18 protein-coding genes are annotated in these 17,858 nt (G+C 62.4%); 12 read left to right on the forward strand and 6 right to left on the reverse strand.

Going from position 1 to position 17,858, the window contains the following annotated elements; all coding sequences use genetic code 11:
- Positions 1-101 precede the first annotated feature (101 nt).
- A complete protein-coding gene (locus P9292_RS40510) occupies positions 102-920 on the reverse strand; it encodes a class I SAM-dependent methyltransferase (protein WP_309965360.1) in 819 nt (272 codons plus the stop codon).
- Between the two features lie 314 nt (positions 921-1,234).
- Here P9292_RS40510 and P9292_RS40515 point away from each other — a divergent pair, with 314 nt between their 5' ends.
- The 3 genes from P9292_RS40515 to P9292_RS40525 all read left to right on the forward strand — a co-directional run bounded on the left by P9292_RS40515 (position 1,235) and on the right by P9292_RS40525 (position 3,766).
- Complete coding sequence (locus P9292_RS40515) at positions 1,235-1,981, forward strand: glucose 1-dehydrogenase (protein WP_309965363.1); 747 nt, start codon at positions 1,235-1,237, stop codon at positions 1,979-1,981.
- 32 nt (positions 1,982-2,013) lie between these two features.
- Positions 2,014-2,760: an SDR family NAD(P)-dependent oxidoreductase gene (locus P9292_RS40520; protein WP_250469848.1), complete on the forward strand. Its 747-nt coding sequence runs from the start codon at positions 2,014-2,016 to the stop codon at positions 2,758-2,760.
- 88 nt (positions 2,761-2,848) lie between these two features.
- The gene (locus tag P9292_RS40525; RefSeq protein WP_309965366.1) at positions 2,849-3,766 is read left to right on the forward strand and encodes a LysR family transcriptional regulator; all 918 of its coding nucleotides are present in this window, start codon (positions 2,849-2,851) and stop codon (positions 3,764-3,766) included.
- On the opposite strand, the gene P9292_RS40530 is transcribed toward P9292_RS40525, so the two are convergent.
- From P9292_RS40530 to P9292_RS40550, 5 genes are read right to left on the reverse strand one after another with little or no spacing between them, the layout of a single operon-like run.
- Positions 3,763-5,274, reverse strand: a complete 1,512-nt coding sequence (locus P9292_RS40530; protein ID WP_409015555.1) for an MFS transporter — start codon at positions 5,272-5,274, stop codon at positions 3,763-3,765. The genes P9292_RS40525 and P9292_RS40530 overlap by 4 nt on opposite strands.
- A gap of 47 nt (positions 5,275-5,321) precedes the next feature.
- The gene (locus tag P9292_RS40535) at positions 5,322-6,707 is read right to left on the reverse strand and encodes a tripartite tricarboxylate transporter permease (RefSeq protein ID WP_309965369.1); all 1,386 of its coding nucleotides are present in this window, start codon (positions 6,705-6,707) and stop codon (positions 5,322-5,324) included.
- A complete protein-coding gene (locus tag P9292_RS40540) occupies positions 6,707-7,189 on the reverse strand; it encodes a hypothetical protein (RefSeq protein WP_309965373.1) in 483 nt (160 codons plus the stop codon). Before P9292_RS40540 ends, P9292_RS40535 begins: the two co-directional genes overlap by 1 nt.
- 43 nt (positions 7,190-7,232) lie before the next feature.
- Positions 7,233-8,174: a hydroxymethylglutaryl-CoA lyase gene (locus tag P9292_RS40545; RefSeq protein WP_250511451.1), complete on the reverse strand. Its 942-nt coding sequence runs from the start codon at positions 8,172-8,174 to the stop codon at positions 7,233-7,235.
- Positions 8,167-9,636 carry a hydroxymethylglutaryl-CoA reductase, degradative gene (locus P9292_RS40550; protein ID WP_309965378.1) on the reverse strand — a complete coding sequence of 490 codons (1,470 nt, stop codon included), beginning with the start codon at positions 9,634-9,636 and terminating at the stop codon, positions 8,167-8,169. Before P9292_RS40550 ends, P9292_RS40545 begins: the two co-directional genes overlap by 8 nt.
- On the opposite strand from P9292_RS40550, the gene P9292_RS40555 reads away from it, so the two are divergent.
- The 9 genes from P9292_RS40555 to P9292_RS40595 all read left to right on the forward strand — a co-directional run.
- Complete coding sequence (locus tag P9292_RS40555) at positions 9,628-11,022, forward strand: PLP-dependent aminotransferase family protein (RefSeq protein WP_250494918.1); 1,395 nt, start codon at positions 9,628-9,630, stop codon at positions 11,020-11,022. The genes P9292_RS40550 and P9292_RS40555 overlap by 9 nt on opposite strands.
- 330 nt (positions 11,023-11,352) lie before the next feature.
- Positions 11,353-11,640 carry a DUF6723 family protein gene (locus P9292_RS40560; protein WP_250469853.1) on the forward strand — a complete coding sequence of 96 codons (288 nt, stop codon included), beginning with the start codon at positions 11,353-11,355 and terminating at the stop codon, positions 11,638-11,640.
- Positions 11,641-11,771: 131 nt separating this feature from the next.
- On the forward strand, positions 11,772-12,983 hold the full coding sequence (locus tag P9292_RS40565; protein WP_244831788.1) for a DUF2252 domain-containing protein: 1,212 nt from the start codon (positions 11,772-11,774) through the stop codon (positions 12,981-12,983).
- A 237-nt stretch (positions 12,984-13,220) separates the two neighbouring features.
- Positions 13,221-13,424 (forward strand): cold-shock protein, encoded by a 204-nt coding sequence (locus P9292_RS40570; RefSeq protein WP_244831789.1) that lies wholly within the window; start codon positions 13,221-13,223, stop codon positions 13,422-13,424.
- Between the two features lie 224 nt (positions 13,425-13,648).
- Positions 13,649-13,867, forward strand: coding sequence for a hypothetical protein (locus P9292_RS40575; protein ID WP_244831790.1), 219 nt, complete (start codon positions 13,649-13,651; stop codon positions 13,865-13,867).
- Positions 13,868-13,993: 126 nt separating this feature from the next.
- On the forward strand, positions 13,994-14,377 hold the full coding sequence (locus P9292_RS40580; RefSeq protein WP_284503509.1) for a DUF2946 domain-containing protein: 384 nt from the start codon (positions 13,994-13,996) through the stop codon (positions 14,375-14,377).
- A gap of 204 nt (positions 14,378-14,581) precedes the next feature.
- Entirely contained in the window at positions 14,582-16,678 is a 2,097-nt protein-coding gene (locus P9292_RS40585) for a TonB-dependent receptor domain-containing protein (RefSeq protein WP_309965382.1), read from the forward strand.
- Positions 16,679-16,688: 10 nt separating this feature from the next.
- Positions 16,689-17,090 carry a DUF2946 domain-containing protein gene (locus P9292_RS40590; protein ID WP_309965385.1) on the forward strand — a complete coding sequence of 134 codons (402 nt, stop codon included), beginning with the start codon at positions 16,689-16,691 and terminating at the stop codon, positions 17,088-17,090.
- 109 nt (positions 17,091-17,199) lie between these two features.
- Positions 17,200-17,858 (forward strand): PepSY domain-containing protein (locus P9292_RS40595; RefSeq protein WP_309965388.1); only part of this gene is annotated, 659 nt, incomplete at its 3' end.

The following is a 17,858-nucleotide window of genomic DNA, read 5'->3' on the forward strand; positions in this document are numbered from 1 at the left end:
TCGGAAAATGCCAAGGAAGTATGGTTCACTTCGCGCAGGGTTCAACGAATATTTAGAATACCCAACGAAAGTGAACGTGTACTAGCGCACATTGCCGGAACTCAAACGTCCGTTCGTGCTGCGTTGCTCCAGACGATCACAGTCTGCTCCGACTCTGCCCCATAGCCTATTTCGTGACTGTCATAGGGAATCGAGCACGAGAGCTGTCGCGTCAAGATCGGCGATTGATCGAAGACATGCGCGCAGACGGGGTAGATATAAACCACCGTGAGTTTGCGGATAGTTGCATCTGCAACCGCTTTCTCCAGATTGTTCAGAAGCGTTGCCATGAGCGCGGCGCCGAAGGGATTGAACAGGAAGACAACGAGATCGCCCTTCGGAAATGCGAGTTCGAGCGCATTCTCGACGAAGGCCTGCATGCGTATCCTCTGCGGAAACCGGCGCGCAACGATCTCGGCATTGCGGTTCGCTATCTCGATGAGCGGCTCGGCCAGGTCATAACCGAGCACGGCGTCGAAAGGAAACTCGGTGGCCACGATCATCGGCCGCCCTTTTCCGCAGCCGATATCGATGAACGTGCTGCCACGCACGTCTCCAAGTTGCTGCAGCGCATGCCGCACAATGCTTGGCTGCGATCCCATATACGGTAGATTGCCCGCATCGGCGCCGGGGCCGCTGTCGGATTCGGGCGGATAAATGCCGCCTGTATCGGTGCCGAGCATGCGGTCGATAGGATGCGTTCTATAGCAGCCGTTATAAAGCACGCGCAAGACGGGCACGCGTTCGCCGAAGCGCCTGATCCACGAGACGAAGAGCAGCGTCTGAACCCAGTCCGGCAACGCGGCGACCACGGCGATCAGCCGCCATTTGATCGTGCGTTTCATTCGGGTTTTGAAGCTCATGCTCATCGTCGTGTTCATGGAAACTCCGTTGGGGGCGGGCTGCGAATGTACGCAAGTACGACGAATGACGCGCAACGTCTGGATGGTCGCGACCAGTCTTTATAGACTCGCGCCTGGCGATTGAATGTGACGTGACGCACATAGCGTCGCGGGACAGGAGTGGCGTTTTCCCGAACGCGAGGCCAGTTCGTGATTCCAATGCGTCATGCCTCGCAGGCATGACCGGCTGCCTCGAAAGTCTTTTTCTTGAGCAAGCACGCACCCTACATTTGATTCCACCGACGGGTCTGCAACACAACCCCGTCTCTCTCAGACCTCGATGGAGTCACGAAATGGACAAGCCAGTCATTCTCATCACGGGCGCGCTCACCGGCATTGGCCGCGCAACGGCGTTTGCTTTTGCCGACAGCGGCGCGCGCATCGTCGTATCGGGCCGGCGTGAAGCCGAAGGACGCGCGCTCGAAGCCGAACTGCGCGAACGCGGTGGAGAAGCGCTCTTCGTTGCCGCCGACGTACGCCACGAAGACAGCGTGCGCGATCTCGTCGATGCAGCCGTCGCGCACTTCGGCCGTATCGATGCCGCCGTGAACAACGCGGGCACCGAAGGCCAGCCCGGTGCGATCGTCGATCAGAGCGCCGCAAGCTATGCATCGACTTTCGATACCAACGTGCTCGGCACGCTCCTTAGCATGAAGCACGAACTGCGCGTCATGCAGGCGCAGAAGCACGGCAGCATCGTGAACGTGTCGTCGACTTACGGGCATGAAGGTGCGGCGTTCGCGTCGGTCTATGCGGGCAGCAAGCATGCGGTCGAAGGCATGACGAAGTCCGCCGCACTCGAAGTCGCGGCGCTCGGCGTGCGGGTCAACGCAGTGGCGCCCGGCCCCACGGATACCGGCATGCTCGACCGCTTCACCGGAACCTCCGAACGCAAGGCCGCGCTTGCATCGAAGGTGCCGCTTGGACGTGTTGGCACGCCTGTCGATATCGCGCGCGCAATCGTCTTTCTTGCTTCGGATACGGCCTCGTTCGTCACGGGTCAGATCGTCACCGTCGATGGTGGCAAGACCGCGGGCTGACGCGTTCTCTTCCCTATTAAAGGAGCAACGACATGAACGATCTTTCAGGCAAGACCGCGCTCGTCACGGGCGCATCGCGCGGTATCGGTCGCGCAACGGCTATCGCGCTGTCGCGTGCAGGGGCAAGCGTGCTGGTTCACTACAGCAGCGGCGAACAGGAAGCCGAAGCCGTCGTCGCGCAGATTCGCGCCGCAGGCGGCACCGCGCAGAAAGTGCAGGCGAATTTGCGCGATGCAGACGGACCGCACCAACTCGCACGGCGTGTACGTGAAGTGGTCGGCGACAGGCTCGACATCCTGGTTGCCAACGCGGGCATCTCGAAGGCCGCGAGCATCGAGAATACGACCGTCGATGACTTCGACGCGCTCTACGCCGTGAACGTGCGCGCGCCCTACTTCCTCGTGCAGCAACTGCTTCCCGCGATGTGCAAGGGCAGCAGCGTGGTCTTGCTGTCGTCGCTCGTGGCGCGCGCGTCCGTGACCTCGCTGTCCGCTTACGCCGCGACCAAAGGCGCGGTCGATACGCTCGTCAAGCACTTCGCGGCGACGCTCGGCGAACGCGGCATTCGCGTGAATGCGGTGGCGCCGGGCGTCGTGGAAACCGATATGTCGAACTTCACGAAGACCGACGATGGCCGCGCACTCACGCTCGGCATGCAGGCGCTCAAACGCATTGCGCAGCCGGACGACATCGGCGACGCCGTGGCCTTTCTTGCTTCGAATGCCGCACGCTGGGTCACGGGCGAGACGCTACACGTGGACGGCGGCTCGAAGCTTTGACCGTTGAACGCGCATGACGACTCGTGCAGTTGGACGATTGCCCGGATAATCTCCGGGTGATACGTTCAACGACTCGCACGGGAAGCCCATGGAACTGCGGCATCTGCGGTACTTCATTGCAGTGGCGGAAACCGGCAGTCTGACCGAAGCGGCGGAAGAGCGGCTGTTCACGTCGCAGCCTTCGCTCAGCAGACAGATCCGTGATCTGGAAGATCAGGTCGGCACGCGCCTCTTCGAGCGTAGCGCGCGCGGCGTGGATCTGACGCCCGCTGGCAAGGCCTTCATGGAACACGCGAAAATCGCCTTGAATCAGGTCGATGCCGCCGTCGAAGCCGCGCGCCGTGCCGCGACGCCAAGCAAGCAACGTTTCGCGCTCGGCTTTCTCACGGGCCAGGAGATGAACTGGCTTCCGGGCGCCATGCATATCCTTCGCGACGAATTGCTCAACGTCGATGTCACGGTATCGAGCGATTATTCGACCGAACTCGCGGAAGGCGTCGCGCGCGGCAAGCTCGACCTCGCCTTCATGCGCGCGGAGCCGGACTTCGATCTGGCGTATTACATCGTCGATAAAGAACCGCTCGTCGTGTTGATGCCGAGCGATCACGCGTTGACCGCACGCGCCGAGATTGCGCCGCAAGACCTCGTGGGCGAACCGTTCATTGCCATGGCGGGCAAGGCGAAGGTGCTGCGTTCCGTCGTCGACGATTATCTCGAGCGCTCGGGCGTGCATATCGTGCCATCGCAGAGCGTCGATAACCCGGCGATGGTCATGTCGCTCGTGGCATCGACGCGCGGTCTCGTGCTGATTCCATCGTACGTTCAGAATTTGATGCCGTGGTCCGTCGTCAGCCGTCCCTTGGCAGGCGATGCACCGACTATCGACCTGGCTGTCGGCTATAGCAAGTCGAATCAGTCGCCGACCTTGCGCCTCTTTCTTTCGCGGCTCGACGAGCTCATCGCGCGTCACGCCGCCGAGCGTCGAATGAACATAAACAACACTTAACGGCCGGAGCGAATCGTCGCGACCGCGACGCCTCCCGCTGCGAAAGCGCATAGCGCGGACAGCAACGCGACGGCGCGCAATGCGCCGGCGACCGCGCTGGCATCGCTGACAGATGCTGCCTTGGAAGCCATCGCGGCGTCGTGCGACCACACGAACACAATGCCGAGCAGCGCAATCGCAAGCAGGCTCGCCACGCGTGCAACCGCATTGTTGATCCCCGATGCCACGCCCACGCGTTCGCTCTCGACCGACGCCATGACGACCGAAGTGAGCGGCGCGACCGTGATCGTGAGGCCGATGCCGAGCACGACGAGCGCGGGAAGAAAGCCCGTCCAGTAGCTGCCGCTCACGAAAGGCAGCGCGAGCATGCCGAAGCCGAAGCCCGCGACGCACGGCCCCACGGTCAACAATGTGCGCGCGCCGAAGCGCCCCGTCACGCCGCCTGTCACGCGCGACAGCAGTCCGATGATGAGCGGCATCGGCAAGAGCGCGGCGCCCGCTTGCGTCGCCGTATAGCCATAGGCGCGAATCAGCGTGAACGGCAGGAAGAACAACACGCCGCCCAAGCCGAAGTACAGCAGCAACGTGACGACGTTCGCGCCGCTGAAGTCGCGCGAGCGGAAGACATCGAGCGGCATCATCGGCGCCGCGCTTTTCGCTTCTATCGCGACGAACACGGCAAGCACGAGCACGCCGACGACCAGCGCGCACAGCACGAGCGGATTCCCGAAACCGCGTGCCGATGCTTCCGTGAGTCCATAGGTCAGCGCCGCGAGTCCCGCCGCCGCGCAGGCCGCGCCGGGCCAGTCGAGGCGCTGTGTCGCGTCGGGCTTGTGGCTGTCGGGAACGGCCAGCATGGCGAGCGCGATGGTCGCAGCGGCCAGCGGCACATTGAGGAAGAAGATCGCGCGCCATGAGTAGGCATCGACGAGCCAGCCGCCCGCCGCCGGACCGAGCGCCGACGTAATTGCGCCAACGCCCGCCCATGTGCCGATGGCGCGTCCGCGCGCTTCGCCCTCGAACACGGCGCCGATGATCGCGAGACTGCTCGGCACGAGGAGCGCCGCGCCGATGCCCTGCACCGCCCGCGCGCCGATGAGCCACGCGGTATCGGGCGCGAAGCCGCATACCGCCGAAGCCAGCATGAAGATGGCGATGCCCGCGATGAACACGGTGCGACGGCCGAGCTTGTCGCCCATCGACCCGCCGACCAGCACGAGCGAGCCGAGCGAAAGCAGATACGCGTTCACGACCCACTGCATGGCCGCGACGCTCGCGCCAAGCTGGCTTTGAATGGACGAGAGCGCGACGTTGACGACCGAGCCGTCGATGAAGGCCATGCTGGAACCGAGGATCGTCGCCGCCAGCGCGAGCCGTTTGCGCCGGCAGGGTCGATCGGTCGCTTCAGGCTGCGTGCGAATGATCAGTTCATCGCACGGACCTTGCGGCGCGGCGTGCCGCACCACGGGAGGCGACACCGCGCGCTCTTTCAAGTCCTGACTCGTCACATTCGCTCCTCGATGGCGTGAACCATCAAGGATACGTCCGCGCGCGGCTAGCCGCCGAAGAGCTTCGTGATGGCCGGCACGCTCAGGACCGCCGTGTAGTAGCCCATGAACTGCACGCCGGTGTTGAAGCCGAACAAGCGCGACAACAGTCCGCCGATCAGCCCCACGGTCAGGATCACGAGCAGCCCGAGCAGTTGCCCTTCCCACACGCTGATCACCACGATCAAGCCGACGAAGGTCGCGATGATCGCCTCGTGACTCAGCTTGCGTGCGACGAACGACGCCGCGCGATGCGCGTAGTTCATCGACAGCGGATAGGCCACGAGTGCCGCCAGCACCACCGCAAGCAAGCCGAAGCCGAGAAACTGCCAGGTCGTCATCATCGTGTGAAGATTGTTGATGTGACCCGTCGCGGTATCCACGGTAAAGCGCGGCGGCGCGTTGAAGAGCGGCGCGGCCGGTCCCGCCGCGACCGGACTCAGCGGCAGACCGAAAGCGATGAGCGGAATCAGCGCCTCGGCGATATACGTGGCCTCGGTCACACCGTTACGCGCCGAAATCACGGTCGTGAGCCGGTGATACGCATGCTTCACGCGCGAGCCGACGAGTTCGCCGAGCACGACCGTCATGGCGACCGGGCTGAACACGAAGGTCGCGCTGGAGATGGCGGCGGTCGCGACGACCCAGCCGCGTTGCTGGCCATCGAGCACCTTCAGCGGATTCGGGAAGTAACCAGTCCAGCCCTTTACATCGGGCGCGAGCGAAAACGTGCGCGGACGATCGCGCCGCATATGTGCGCGGCCCACGGGCGAAAGTATCGAAAAGAGATCGGCGATAAGCGGCCCGATGGCGATGCCGAGAAAGTAGCTGACCGAGAGCTTGACGCCATATTTGCCCGTAAGCGCCTGCAAGCCGATGATCAAAAGCACGAACGGCACGAGCAGCAGCACCGAAGCCCAGCGTCCCGACGAAAAGTATGCAATGGCAATGGCCGCCGCCAGAAACACCCACGGCGCGGCCTTCGTGATGACCGGCCCGAACGGTGCGAGCAGCACGGCGAACAGCACCGCGAGCGGGACCGCGACGAATGCCGCGATGATCGCGCCCGAGATCATCTTGCGCAGCGCAATGTGCGGCACGCCGAGATTGCGCAGCATCGTCGCTTGTTGCAGAAGCGGCGTGGCGAGCGTGTCGCCGGGAATGCCGAGCAGCGCGGTGGGTATCGCGTGTGTCATGTGCTTGGAGACCGCGCCCGCCATGAAGAACGAGAATACGCCGACAGGCGGCACACCCAGCAACACGACGAGCAGCGTGAGCGGCGCGAGCGTGGTGGTTTCGTCCGTGCCCGAGATGAGGCCGATGCCCGCAAAGACGACCGCGCCGATGAGACCCATCGACAGCGCGACGAGCAGTTGTTGAACGAGCGGTTCCATCAGCGCGCTCCTTCGCGCACATCGGCGCGCTTTTCGTAATCGGCGAAGAGTTCGTAGAGGCCGAGTTCCTTCATTTCCGCCGCCACCGCGGGCGGCAGATCCGCGACGCGTCCGAGCCCACCCGCTTCGCTCGCAAGTTGCGCGAGCACTTCCTCGCGGCCCGCCGCGCCATGCGCTTCCTCGATCACTTCGCGCTTCGGGCGGAACAACTTCGCGCAGACCGCGCCCGCAATCAGGCATCCCGCGAGACCGACGAGCATTGCGTAGGCGCGCGCCATCGCCGGGTCGGGTACATAGGCCGCGAGCACGCGATTGGCCGCCGCGAACGCGCCATAGCTGATCGCGATGCCGAGCACGACCGACCAAGCGAGATGCCGCGTATCGACGGTATCGCCCCAGATTTCGACGAGCTTGTAGTCGGCCTCGGCCGCGTTCGTCGTTGCCCGATGACCGCGCTGATGCGCGGCGAGTTGTTGTTCCATGTCTCCTCCTTATACGGAGTTCGTATCGTATTGATGTCGTGCGTCAAACCTTGCGCGCCGCACTTTCCCGCTGGCGTTTGCCCTCCAGTGCACGCGCCACGCGCGACGATGTTGCGCGTCCGAGCGCTGCCGAAATGAACGCGCCCGCATCCGCAAGTTTGTCGAGGTCGATGCCCGTCGTCATGCCCATGCCTTCGCACAGGTAGACGATGTCCTCGGTCGCGACATTGCCCGTCGCGCCCGGCGAATAAGGGCATCCGCCAATACCGGATACCGAGCTGTCGAAGGTCGCCACGCCGCGTTGCAGCGCGGCCAGCACGTTGGCGGCACCCATGCCCCACGTGTCGTGAAAGTGGCCGGCGAGCGCCTGCAGCGGAACCTGCGCGGCGCACGCGTCGAGCATGGCTTGCGTCTTGAGCGGCGTGCCCGCACCGATGGTGTCGCCTAGGCTGATCTCGTAGCAGCCGAGATCGTAAAGGCGTTTGGCGACGCGCGCGACCGCTTCCGGCGCGATTTCGCCTTCGAACGGGCAGCCGAGCACGCACGACACGTAGCCGCGCACGCGCACGCCCGCCTTGCGCGCCGCGCCGATTACCGGCTCGAAGCGCGCGATGCTTTCGTCGATCGAGCAGTTGATGTTCTTCTGCGAGAACGACTCGGACGCCGCCGCGAACACCGCGACTTCATCCGCGTGTGCGGCGAGCGCGGCTTCGAGTCCCTTGAGATTCGGCACGAGCGCGGCGAGCGTCGTACCCGTGCGGCGCGCGGACGGCAACACGCGCTCGAGCACTTGCGCGCCATCGGCCATTTGCGGCACCCATTTCGGCGAGACGAACGACGCGGCTTCGACATAGCGCACGCCAGCATCGATCAGACGCTCGATCAGTTCGGCCTTCACCGTTGCCGAGACAGGCGACGGTTCGTTTTGCAAGCCATCGCGCGGACCGACTTCGACGATCCGCACGCGCTTCGGAAGCTCATGCATCGCGCGGCCCCTGCAGCAGGCTCATGCCGTAGTCGACGCTCACGTTGCGCGCGGCGACCATCTTCTTCACGACCCAGTCGATATCCGCGCCGCTCGCGCCCGCCGCCAGCGCAATATTGCGCGCGTGCAGCGCCATGTGGCCGCGCTGGATGCCTTCCGTGGAAAGCGCGCGCAACGCGCCCATGTTCTGTGCGAGGCCGACGGCCACGGCGATTTCGCCGAGATCCTGCGCCGATTCGACTTGCATGATCTTCAACGCGAGCCGCGCGAGCGGATGCGTCTTGGTCGCGCCCCCGACGAGCCCCACGGGCATCGGCATTTCGATGGTGCCGACGAGGTCGCCGTTGTTCGCCACCTCCCACGTGGTCAGCGACGTATAGCGGCCGCCGCGGCTCGCATAGGCATGCGCGCCCGCTTCGACCGCGCGCCAGTCGTTGCCGGTCGCGACGATCACCGGATCGATACCGTTCATGATGCCCTTGTTATGCGTCGCGGCGCGATACGGATCGATGGCGGCGAAGAGATAGGCATCGACCACACCGGCGATCACGTCTTCGCCCGAATACTCCTTCGTTTGCAGCGTGGCGGCGCTGTAGCGCACGGAGGCGCGCGCAAGCCGCAAGTCCGCGAGATTCGAGAGGATACGCAACCGCACCTTGCCGCCCGTGATTTCCTCGATACGCCCGGCTACCGTTTCGGCCATCGTGTTGACCGTGTTGGCGCCCATGGCGTCGCGAACATCGACGATCAGATGCGCGACGACCATCGCGCCGCGCGGCGTTTCCGGAAACACGTGTACTTCGATATCGCGGCAACCGCCGCCAAGACCCATCAGCACCTTGTCGCGTGCGTTCGCCATCTCGATCAACTCGTCGCGATGCTTGAGGATAGCGAGACGCGCGCCGTACGGGTCCGACACGCCGACCACCTGCACCTGCGCGCGCATCAGCGGACCGGTGCTCGACGTGCGAAAGCCGCCTTCCACGCGCGCGAGCTTCGCCATATAAGAGGCTGCGGCGACGATAGACGGCTCTTCCACCGCCATCGGCACCAGCACGTCGCGACCGTTGATCTGAAAGTAGCCTGCGACGGCCATCGGCAACTCGAACGTGCCGATCACGTTTTCGATCATGCCGTCCGCCGTTTCGAGCGACAGCGCGCCGGGCGTCTTCAGTAGCGCGTGCTCGGCGTCGTCCATGCCAGTCGCCTGGGCAATATGGCTCAGGCGCTGCGCGGGTGACATCGCGCGAAAGTTGGGCAATTGCGAATCTGTCATGTGTCTTCCTCTTATCTCTTTCGATGGATGTCCGATCCGTCGCCCGCGAAGCTTGCGGGCGTGCGGCGGTTGGGCGAATAATAGGCTTGCTGTACCCAATGGAAAGGTACAATTCGAGAAGACAGCGCGCGCACTGTACCCATGACAGACGCGAACATGCGATAAGAGGAAGATGCAATGCGCCATGAGAAGCCCAGCCTGTCAGGAACACTGGCGGACAATCTGGCCAGACAGATCGAAGACGGGCTCCTGCGCGCCGGCGACAAACTGCCTTCCATCAGGGAATACGCTGAGGCGAACGGTTGCTCGAAAAACACCGTCATCAGCGCGTTCGACGCGTTGACCGCGCGCGGTCTGATCGAACCGAGACGCGGCGCGGGCTTTTTCGTCGCGAGCGTCGCCGGGCAGCAACCACCGGATGAAGACGCGCCCACACTCGATCGCGCGATGGATTCCGTCTGGCTCATGCGCGAACAGTTGCAGAGCAAGCCCGACTTTCTCAACGTGGGCGAAGGCTTTCCGCCCGTCGCGTGGCTCGAAGAGACGCGGCTCGATCACTTTCATCAGCGCGTGGTGCGCACGGGCGTCGCGTCGCTCTTTCGGTACGGCAGCCGCTTCGGTTATCTGCCGTTGCGCCAACATTTGCAGCAAAAGCTGGCCGGATACGAGATCGAGGCCGCGCCGCCGCAGATCGTCCTCACGCATGGCGCGAATCAGGCCATGGACATGGTCGTGCGTTACTTCGTGCGCGCAGGCGACACGGTTCTCGTCGATGACCCCGGTTACTACGCGCTCTTCGGCAAGCTCAAACTCTCGGGCGCGAATATCGTCGGCGTGCCGCGCGGTGTGGACGGGCCCGATATCGTGGCGCTCGAAGAGCAGCTCAAGACGCATCGTCCGAAGCTCTTCTTCACGCAATCGGTCGGCCATAATCCGACCGCGACCGATATCAGCGCGGCCAAGGCCCATCGCATCTTGCGGCTTGCCGAAGCGCACGATCTGATCGTCGTCGAAAACGATGCCCTCGCCGATCTTAAGCCGCGCTCGGCCACGCGCATCTGCGCGCTCGATCAATTGCGGCGCACGATCTATGTCGGCAGCTTTTCGAAGTCGGTATCGGCAGCACTGCGGGTCGGCTTTCTGGCGTGCGGCGCGGATCTGGCAAGCGATCTGGCTGACGTGAAAATGCTCACACACGTCAGCAGCTCGGAATACTGCGAACGCACGCTAGACGCCATCGTCAGCGACGGTCATTTCCTGCGGCATACCAATCGCCTGCAAGACCGGCTGCGGCGCGCTACGGCCAACGGCGTCGAAGTGCTCACGCGTTGCGGCGCGACGCTTTACAAGGTGAGCGATCAGAGTCTGTACCTGTGGGCCAGGCTGCCCGGTTGCGACGACTCCATCGCCTTCGCACGCGAGATGCTCGACAAGCACGTGATTCTCGCGCCCGGCACCATTTTCTCGGCGCACGCGAATAGCGTCTCGCCGTGGTTCCGCTTCAACGTCGGCTATCTCGGCGATCCGCGCTTCGAAAAGGCAATGGAACGGTTTGCGGGCCGCGCGAAGTAACGGCACGTTCCGCGTCGCACGTTACGTGGCATTCGCGTTTGTCCGTGCAGCATTTGGCCATGCCCGCGCCCGTCATCCTTCCCTGGTCCACCAAGCTTATCGACCCGTTGCTTGCGCCATAAGCGTCGCGTTGAGCGGATACCGCTTTCTTTTCATCCTGTCGAAACCCGCACAGCAAGGCGGCCGATGACTGGAACGGTTAGTGCTGGGTAGTCAGTACTCGCACCGCTCGTCGGAAAGATCGACAAACCCGAGCGGCGCGATGCTCAAACCGTTGCCCCGGTGTCCGGCTGCTTCCCGGCGAGCCCTCGTACGCTACCGATGAAGATCATGACTGGACGAAGACCGAAGCTCGTGCTTTCCCCCTCCCGCTATACCGTTCCCGCGCCTGGCGTCAGCGCCGGCGACTTCGAAATTTATGCGTCTTACCGCGGCTCGCCCACCTCCGGGTTTTTCGGCACGCTCAAAGTCGTCAGAAAGACCGACGGCCGTCTGCTCTTTCCGTTCGATGGCGCCGAAACCATTGGTCCATATAGCAAGAAGGACGAAGCCGTCAACGCCGCATCGGCGCGCGGCAGCGAAATCGTCCAGGCGGATATCCGCATTCCGGAGATGTAATCCGCGTCTGCCGCTCAGGCACACGGTGTGCGATTGCATCGCTTCGAAAACGACATGGCGCGCCGGATGATCGGCAGCCAGCGTCGAATCGCGCTCGATGCGCCCGTTCTGCCCACGACTACTTGCTCCACATGCTCAAACCTAAAACCAAGGTGCCTGATTCCGAAAGCCGTCAGGACATCCTGAAGCTCAAGCGCAACGCCAAGATGGCACGCTCGACGCACGCCTATGTGCGCGGTAACACGATCAAGTTTTACGACTGGCTCGAAGAAGCCGAGATTCGCAGTTTGCCGCACGGTCCGGCCATCTGGATTTGCGGCGATTGTCATACCGGCAATCTCGGCCCGATCGCGGACGCGAAAGGGAAGATCGAAATCCAGATACGCGATCTGGACCAGACGGTTATCGGCAATCCCGCGCACGATTTGATCCGGCTTGGCTTGTCGCTCGCGACGGCCGCGCGCGGATCGGCGCTGCCAGGCGTTACGACCATCAACATGATCGAAGCGCTGTTCGCGGGTTACGCCGAAGCCTTCGACAAGGATAGCGACGCCAATTCCGTGCGCAGGCCCGAAGTTGTTCGCGTGGTGATGCGCGAAGCGGTACGCCGTTCGTGGAAGCATCTTGCCCGCGAGCGGCTCGACGACGTGCAGCCCACCATTCCATTCGGCAACCGTTTCTGGCCGATCAGCAAGAAAGAGCGCGCCGAAATCGTATCGCTCTTCGAAAAGGCCAGCGTGACGCAACTCGCGACGAGCCTGCGCGGACGCCCGGATACCGGCGAAGTCACGGTGCTCGACGCCGCCTACTGGGTCAAGGGTTGTAGCTCGCTCGGACGTCTGCGCTACGCCGTGCTGCTGGATGTCGACGGCGGCGTGATCGAAGGCGACGACCTGTGCATCATGGACATCAAGGAAGGCGTCAAGGCCGCCGCGCCGCGCTATCCCGGCACGTCGATGCCGCGCGATCACGCCGAACGCGTCGTGGAAGGCGCGCGCCATCTCTCGCCTCATCTCGGCGAACGCATGCGCGCCGCGAGTCTGCAGGGACGGCCGGTAATCCTGCGCGAATTGTTGCCGCAGGATTTGAAGCTGGAGATCGAGCAGATCGGACAAACGGAGGCGATGGAAGTCGCGCGTTATCTCGCGCTCGTCGTCGGTCAGGCGCACGCGCGCCAAATGGACAAGAACACGCGCCGTAGCTGGCTCTCGGAGCTACGGCGCACGAAGACCAAATCGATCGACGCGCCATTGTGGCTTTGGAGCAGCATCGTCGAACTCGTGGGCAGTCACGAAACCGGCTATCTCGAACATTGCCGGCGCTACGCGCTTGCGGCAGCCTGAGCATGGGTTACGGGCGGGTTCGGAGCCGGGTTTTTGGACCTCCGGTCCGCCTTTTATTCACGGTGACAAATATATACTTGACTAAAATATGTGGAATTGTGATAATCCGTTCTGAAGTTCAAGAAGTTGATTGCTGCTCATCAATAGTGCGTTTTCCGCGGTATTCGTTGTCCATTCCCTCCTTGCAGCTTCGCTGTTTCAAAGCAATTTTCATCCAAATTTTTTCCAAGGAATATCATGGATACCGGTACCGTCAAGTGGTTTAACGACACCAAGGGCTTCGGCTTTATCAGCCCGGATAACGGCGGCGACGACCTCTTCGCCCATTTTTCCGAAATCCGTTCGGAAGGCTTCAAGACCCTGGTCGAAGCACAGAAGGTAAGCTTCGAAACGAAGCGCGGCCCGAAGGGCATGCAAGCTTCGAACATCACGCCGCTGTAAGCTCCAAGTAGCTTCGTAGCGTGAGGACCCGGGAAACCGGGTCCTTTTTTATATCAGTTGGGTTTTAGTTGAGCCTCGCAGTCCAAATCTCGCAGTCCAGATTTTCTCCCGCGCAGTTCATCAAACAGGCTAATTCGCCTGACATCCTTCAGTTTTCGTTTTTGCGGCATTAGTCCGCTGACTTTCCGTGTTTATTGCCGGAAGGCCTCTTCATTAAAATTAAAATGGCACATTCTCAAAACTACCGCGGTTATGCGGTATATCCGTCCGCGCATCGTTTGCGCGATCAAAGCTTCTCGGCGAATCTCCTCCTCGAGCGTTCCGACGAAGATCCTATCGACACGCAGTATCGTTTTTATTCGCTCGGCTATTTTTCGAAAGAAGCCGACGCCGTGAATTACTCACGCATCTGGGCACGCGACTGGATCGACGCGCGCGGCTGATCCCGCCTGCGACATGGATCCACGCAGCATTTCTTATAGCGGGAATTTTTCACGCTAGCGGCGTGTAAAGACAGTTAGCCGGATGGCATAATCGGCTAACTTTTATCTGCCTCCCCGCCTGGGCCTATGCGCAGCCGCACTCATCAACGAACGGGTTCTCTGCTGGCATTGCTTGCAATGCTGCTGATTACGTTCGCGCCGATGGTCTCGCAGCTGATTGCCGCCAATACGCATGACGGCATCCCGCTCGCCGAATTGTGTTCGGCACATGCTGCATCGGGCGATGCTGCTTCCGGTCATCACTCGCCCGACGCGCTCTCGCAATTCGACGGCAAAGCGTGTGGCTATTGTCACTTCTTCGCGCATACACCCGTCGTACCGGGCGCAAGCGCGAGCTTCGCGCTCGATGTTCCCGCAGCACGCGCTATCGCGGTCGCACGGACCGAGATCGAGCGTCCCGCACAGCCGTTCACCACCGCGCAACCGCGCGCGCCTCCCGTTCTGATCTGACTTCGTTTTGCCAACGCAATGCCGCACTGCCGTGAGGCGTTGCGCGGTCTCGCACGTTCGTCTGTTCGTGCGAGTCCCGATCAATCGAACTCGGAGATGAACCATGTTCACCACATTCGAACGTGGCGGCGCTTTGCCGTCCACGCGTCATACGCACGTCCCCGCCGGGACGTCTTCCGCGTCTTCCGCACGGGGGACGCGATCATGAGACGACTTGCCAGAAAGGGCGCGTTGATGACAGGCATGACGGCGCTCTTCGCAACGCGCGCCATTGCGCAGACGCCGCAAGACGACGCGACCGCCACACTTCCCGCAGTCATCGTCCAGGGCCAGTCCGCGAACTCGCTGACATCGCAAACTGTCGTCAAGCAAAAGCAGACGCTCGATCAGACCGTCGGCTCCGTGGGCTTCGTGGATAGCGCCGATTACCGCGACACCTACGCGTTCACGTTGCGCGACGTGCTCAAGAACGTGCCCGGCGTATTCGTGCAGACGCGCTACGGACAAGAGTTGCGCTTGTCGATTCGCGGCTCGGGCATCGCACGCGGCTATCACACGCGCGGCCTCGAAATTCTTCAGGACGGCATTCCCACCAATCTCGCCGATGGCAGCGGCGACTACTACCAGATCGACCCGCTCGCGCTGCAATCCGCCGAGGTCTATAAAGGCGGCAACGGTCTCGCGTATGGCTCGTCGACGCTCGGCGGCGCCATCGATTTCCTTACGCCCACCGCCTACACGGCGGATGCGCCCAACATCGTGCGGCTGGAGGGCGGCAGTTACGGCACCATCCGGGGCAGCGCGCAGTTCTCGCGCGTGGTCGGGCCGCTGGACTTCATCGGCACTTTCTCGGTGAATCATGCGGACGGTTATCGCGATCACGATCGCGGCCAGTACGAGCAATTCAACGCAAATATCGGTTATAAATTTTCGCCCGATGTCGAAACGCGCTTCTATCTCGGCGCGTACATCATCGATCAGCAACTGCCCGGCACGCTGTCGCTGAGCGATGCCCTGAACAATCCCACGAAGGCTTCCGCGAGCGCGCTTGCCGGCGATCAGGCGCGCGACACGCGCACCGAGCGCATTGCCAATCGCACGACGGTCAAGCTCGATGTCGGACAGCTCGATTTCGTCACGTGGGCCATTCACAAGAGCCTTTATCACCCGATCTTCCAGTTGATCGATCAGGATGGCTGGACCTACGGCTTCGCGCCGCGTTATACGGCGACCATCGACGTGGGCGGCATGCGCAACGATGTGATCGCGGGCGCGCGCTTCTTCGGCGGCAACACCCAGGCGCGGCAGTACGTGAACGTGTCGGGCGAGCGCGGCACGCAAACGCTCGACTCGACGCAAAGCGCCTATAACTACGAAGCGTATGTCGAAGACCGGCTCTTCTTTCTGCCGACCTTCGCCGTGATGGCTGGCTTCAAGGCGCTGCGCGACGTGCGCAAATATGTCGATCATGGCGGTCTCGCCGCCGATCCGAACTACAAGTCGGCGAGCGAAAATTTCAGCGGCGTGAATCCGAAGCTCGGCCTGCTGTGGCAGCCGAACAAGGACATTCAGGCATTCGTGGATGTCACGCGCAGCCAGGATGTTCCGGACTTCACCGACCTCACGCAGACCTTCTCGAACACCACGCGCTTCACGCCGCTGGCATCGCAACATGCATGGACGCTCGAGATCGGCACGCGCGGCACGCGCGATCGCGTGAGTTGGGACCTGACCGCATATCGCTCGCTCGTGCGCGATCAGCTGCTTCAATACACGACCGATCCCGACATTCCGGCCTCCACGTTCAACGCCAACAAGACCGTGCTGCAAGGCATCGAGGCGGGTGTATCGGTGGATGTGCTGCGCGACATCACGCATGCCGGCGCGGGCGACAAGATCACGTTGTCCGGGCTCTGGAATCTGAGCGATTTCCGTTTCAAGGACGATCCGCAATACGGCTCCAACCGCATCGCAGGCGTGCCGGTGAACGTGATCCGCGCGGCGCTTGGCTATTCGCGGCCCAACGGGTTTCATATATCGGCATCGGTGGACTGGGTTCCGGCGGGCGCATGGGCGGATGACGCCAACACCTTGCGCGTGCCCGGTTACACGCTCCTCGGCGTGCAGGCGGGAATGGATTTTCGCAATGGTCTCTCGGTTTTCGTCGATGCGCGCAACTTGACGAACAAGCGTTACGTGAGCGACATCAGCACGGTCGCCGATGCTCGCACGACCTCGAACGCAATCTTCTATCCGGGCGAAGGACGTAGCATTTTCGCGGGCATGCGCTACGCTTTCTAAGGCATCTTCATTGACCCACCGCGACATGCAGAGCCGTTTCTTTCGGACATGGTGCAGCTTGCTTGGATTGCTTGCGATCCTCATGGCAACGCTCGCGCCTACGGTTTCGCAACTCGTCGTCGCCGCGCGCATGCCGGCCATGACGATGGACGCGGATTGCCCGATGGAACGAATGCAATCGATGAGCGACGACGCAGACCACGCGTCTCACTCGCACACCACGATGCCGGATGGACAAGCATGCGGTTATTGCGGCCTGCTTGCGCATGTGCCCTTCATTCCGGGCTTGCCGGTGAGCTTTGCGGTCACCGCTCGCGCCATCGCGCAACTCGTCGCCACGCGTTTTATCAGCACGTTACGCATCGAGCCGCGCACCTCGCGCCATGCGCGCGCCCCGCCCGCTTTCTCCTGAAGCCGATATCCGCTTGATCGATGCCGAACGCCGCGCAGGCATGCGCGCGCATCGCATCGTGATGTCCCGATCCCACGGTACGCCACCGAAAGTGGCATGGAGAAACACAATGCACGCGAAGACCAGCAGCGCCGCCTCGAGTGCGGCCCAGGCGGCCAGCGCATCCCAGGGCAGTTATCGAACGCTATGGCGCTGGCACTTTTACGCGGGGCTCTTCGTGATGCCCTTTCTGATCGTCCTCGCCATCACGGGAACGATCTATTGTTTTCAGCCGCAAATCGAGCCGTTGTTATACAGACAACAAATGGTGGTTGCACCGCGAACCACGCCACGTTTGCCTCCCGATCAACTGATGCACGATGCACGCGCGGCGGTGCCGCATGGCGCGGTCACATCGACGGTGCACGTTCTCGACGATCCTTCTCGCAGCGCCGAATTCGTCTTCAAGCTGCCGAGCGGCGAAAAGGAAAGTGTCTACCTCAATCCGTACACCGGCGTGGTGCTCGGCACGCTAAGCGTCGAGAACCGGTTCATCCAGCTCGATCGCATGGTGCATCGCAAACTGTTACTCGGCAAGGCTGGCGAGCTGTTGATGGAACTCGCCGCATGCTGGACGCTCGTGATGATCGGCACCGGGGTTGCGTTATGGTGGCCACGCACGAAGACCACCGCGCGCGATGCGCTGCTGCCGCGGCTCTCGCTTAAAGGCCGGCCCTTGTGGAAGAACGTGCATGCGGTGATGGGCATTTGGCTTGCGCTCGGCGCGCT

This window comes from Caballeronia sp. LZ001, from assembly GCF_031450875.1.
In the GTDB taxonomy this organism is placed as follows: Bacteria; Pseudomonadota; Gammaproteobacteria; order Burkholderiales; family Burkholderiaceae; genus Caballeronia.